A 3765-nucleotide genomic window follows, 5' to 3' on the forward strand; every position below is an offset into this window, starting at 1 on the left:
CGCCACCTCGCAGACCTCATAGACACCGTCGGCGAACTGATAGCCGCGATCCTCGATATGCACGGCAGCGTCGGCGTGCGTGACATAGCGCCCGTTGACATAGGCAATGCGCGGCATGGGCAACCTCTAAGAAATTCTGGGGCTTTCTTATGCGATTCCACCGCGGCCGTAACCGGCAAATGCTTGGCCCAGGCGCGGCTAACCCGCGTCAGACGCCCAGCGACTTCAGCTTGCGGTGCAGCGCGGAGCGCTCCATGCCGATGAACTCGGCGGTCTTCGAGATGTTGCCGCCGAACCGGTTGATCTGGGCGATCAGGTAGTCCTTCTCGAACTGCTCACGCGCTTCGCGCAGCGGCAGCGCCATGATGTGCTGGTCGGATTGATTCGGCGTGCGCGGCATGACATCTCCGATCTCGGCCGGCAACAGATCGGCGGTGATCGGCGCATCGACGTCGTCGCCGCGCGCAAGGATCATCAGGCGCTCGACATTGTTGCGCAGCTGGCGAACGTTGCCCGGCCAGTTGTGCGCCTGCAGCACGGCCAGCGCGTCGTCGCCGATGCGGCGCGAGGATATTCCCTACCTCGTCGACAATTTCATGAAGCAGATCGCCCGCCAGGCCGGCATCAAGCCGCGCCGCTCGGCCAATCCCGGCACGATGACCGGAACCACCGCGAGGCGATGGTAAAGATCCTCGCGGAAACGCCCGTCGGCAATCATCGCTTCGAGGTTCTGCGAGGTCGAGGAGATGATGCGGACATCGACCTTGACCCGCTTGGTTCCCCCTACCCGCTCGAACTGCTGCTCGACCAGCACGCGCAGGATCTTGTTTTGCGTCTCGCGCGGCATGTCGGCCACCTCGTCGATGTAGAGGATACCGCGATGGGCCTCCTCCAGCGCGCCGACCTTGCGCTCGACGCCATTCGATTCGGTGCCGAACAGCTCGATCTCCATGCGCTCGGGCGTGATGTTGGCGGCGCTCAGCGTCACGAAAGGTGCGCTCTTGCGCGCCGACAGCGTGTGGATGGCGCGCGCGGCCAATTCCTTGCCCGAGCCAGACGGTCCGATGATCATCACGCGGCTGTTGGTCGGCGCGACGCGTTCGATGGTCTGGCGCAACTGGCTCATCGCCGACGACATGCCGATCAGATCGAAGGTTTCGCCGCTGCGCAGCTTGAGGTCGGAAACCTCGCGCCGCAATTTCGAGGTCTCGAGCGCACGCTCGGCAATAAGGATCAGCCTGTCGGCCTTGAACGGTTTTTCGATGAAGTCATAGGCGCCGCGACGGATGGCGGAGACCGCCGTTTCGATGTTGCCGTGGCCGGAAATCATCACCACCGGCAAGGTCGGATGCATGGTCTTGATCTCGTCGAGCAGCGCCAGCCCGGCCAGGCGCGAGCCCTGCAGCCAGATATCGAGGAAAATCAGCCGCGGCGCGCGATCAGCTATAGCAGCGAGCGCGCTGTCAGCATCGAATGCCGTGCGGGTTTCGTGACCTTCGTCGCTCAGTATGCCCGCGACGAGTTCACGGATGTCTTCCTCGTCATCGACGATGAGAATATCAGACGCCATTACCGACCTTTTCAGTTTCTCTTTCGTTTTCCGCCCTGCTTTCGCTGCGCGGAGCCGTTGCGGCCGCAGGCGGCAGGATGATGCTGATCATCGCGCCGCGCCCATCGTGGAAGTCCGCTGGAGCATCGTGTAGTTCCAGCCTGCCGCCATGGTCCTCCACGATCTTCTTGACGATAGCGAGGCCAAGTCCGGTGCCCTTCTCGCGTGTGGTCATGTAGGGCTCGAGCAGCCGTTGGCGATTCTCGCGCGGCAGGCCTTTGCCATTGTCGATGACGTCGATTCGAATCGCACCATTCTGGCGCCCGGCTTGAATCCGGATTATGCCGTGCGAACCGTCCTTCTGTTCCAATCCGTCGATCGCCTCGGCCGCGTTCTTGATCACATTGCCGAAGGCCTGCGCCATCAGGCGGCTGTCGAAAGTGCCCTTGAGCGGCTCCGTGCCGAATATCCGCTCGAAAGTGATGTCGGCGCGGCTGACCTCGACCAGGAACGAGGCCTCACGCAGCGATTCGCGCAGATCTATCGCCTTCATCTCAGGCTTTGGCATGCGCGCGAACGCCGAGAATTCGTCCACCATACGGCCGATATCCTCAACCTGACGGATGATGGTGTCGGTGCATTGGTCGAAAACCTCGCGGTCCTCGGTAATCACCTTGCCGTAACGGCGCTTGATGCGTTCGGCCGAGAGCTGGATCGGCGTCAGCGGGTTCTTGATCTCGTGGGCGATACGCCGCGCCACATCCGCCCAGGCCGACGAGCGCTGCGCCTGAACCAGGTCGGTGATGTCGTCGACCGTCACGACATAGGATTTTTCCTCCGAGCCGTCGTCGCCGGCCTCGATGGTGATCTGCACGTTGAAGGTCCGCTCGGCACCGGCGCGGTAAAAGGTCACCTGCTCGCGATAGACGGGTTTGCCGGACTTGCGACCGATCTCGAAGACGCGGCCGACATGCGGCAGTACGGCGGAAAGATTCTGCCCAAGGGCTGCGCTGGCCGAAATCGCCAGCATCGCCTCGGCCGAGCGGTTGACGATGGTGACGATGCCGTAGGGATCGACGCCGATGACGCCGGCGGTAACGCCGGCAAGCACGGCTTCGGAGAAGCGGCGCCGTTCGTCGATCAGGTCCTTGGCCGACAGGATCTCATTGCGCTGCGATTTAAGTTCGAGAAGCATCTTGTTGAAGGTATCGCCGAGCGAGGCGACATCGCCGTCCGAAGGCCTGACGGGAACCGCGACGTCGAGATTGCCGGTCGCCACCTCGTCGGCGGCGCCGATGAGCTGGCGAATAGGCCGCACCAGACGGTCGGCGACCGCAATGCCGGTCCAGATCGCGGACAGGATGATGATGAGCGTCAGCGACAGATAGGGCAGCGCGAAGGCCACCTGCGAGGTACGGCGGTTATCTTCCAGCCCCCGATATTCGTCGGTGTTGGACCTGACGATCTGCCTTGCCTTGATCACTTCGGGATCGACGAGCCGAATGGTGTAGAGGTAGAGTCCTTCGATCTCCCGCAGCTTGACGATGGCGCCCATGATGTTGCGCGTTTTCGGTTCGATCAGCACCGGCTTGCCGTCGGCAGCGCTGGCCACCGCGCCTTCCGGCGGCTCGGGCATGGCGAACTCCGTATCGGTCTTGGCGCTCATGACGAAAGAGCCGTCCGGCTTGATCAGCGCCGCATGGGCCAGCGAACGGCCCACGGCTTCCTTGTTCATCAAGTCGAGAAAGCCGGTACGATCAAGGCCGTAGAGCGTGCGCGACGCATCGAGATCATAGGCCATGGACAATGTCGTGCCCTGGAGGTTGCGGGCATTTTCCTGGACATAGGCGTCGGCGATCGAGAGGGACGAATTGACGATCGTCTTGGTGCGGATCTCGAACCAGCGGTCAAGGCCGATGTCGAGCGTGATCGAGGCAATGATGGCCACCATGATGGCGGGAATGGCGGCAACCAGGGCGAACATGGCGACAATGCGCACATGCAGCCGCGAAGCGGCCTTACCATGCCGGCGCGCCATCAGGATGCGGTGCACCTCACGCCCGACCAGCGCGATAAGAAACAGGACGAAAGCCGCGTTGAGGGCAATCAGCGCCAGCGTCGTCGACTCGTTCGGTGTGATCGGCGTGGCGCCGACGAGGATGGTGAACGAGATCGCAGCCGTCATCAGCGCGCCGACGACCGCGATCACACCCGGC

The 3765-nt window shown here is 62.8% G+C and carries 1 protein-coding gene and 2 pseudogenes; all 3 read right to left on the reverse strand.

The window, feature by feature from the left end; all coding sequences use genetic code 11:
* Positions 1-117, reverse strand: a pseudogene (locus EN906_RS26215) (D-amino acid aminotransferase); the annotation flags it as partial.
* Between the two features lie 91 nt (positions 118-208).
* Positions 209-1570, reverse strand: a pseudogene (locus tag EN906_RS26220) (sigma-54 dependent transcriptional regulator).
* Positions 1560-3765, reverse strand: a 2206-nt coding sequence (locus EN906_RS26225) for a PAS domain-containing sensor histidine kinase (RefSeq protein ID WP_164767088.1), incomplete at its 5' end; no start/stop codon positions are given. The pseudogene EN906_RS26220 and the gene EN906_RS26225, both read right to left, overlap by 11 nt.

Source organism: Mesorhizobium sp. M7A.F.Ca.CA.004.06.1.1, assembly GCF_003999135.1.
Classification (GTDB): Bacteria; Pseudomonadota; Alphaproteobacteria; order Rhizobiales; family Rhizobiaceae; genus Mesorhizobium.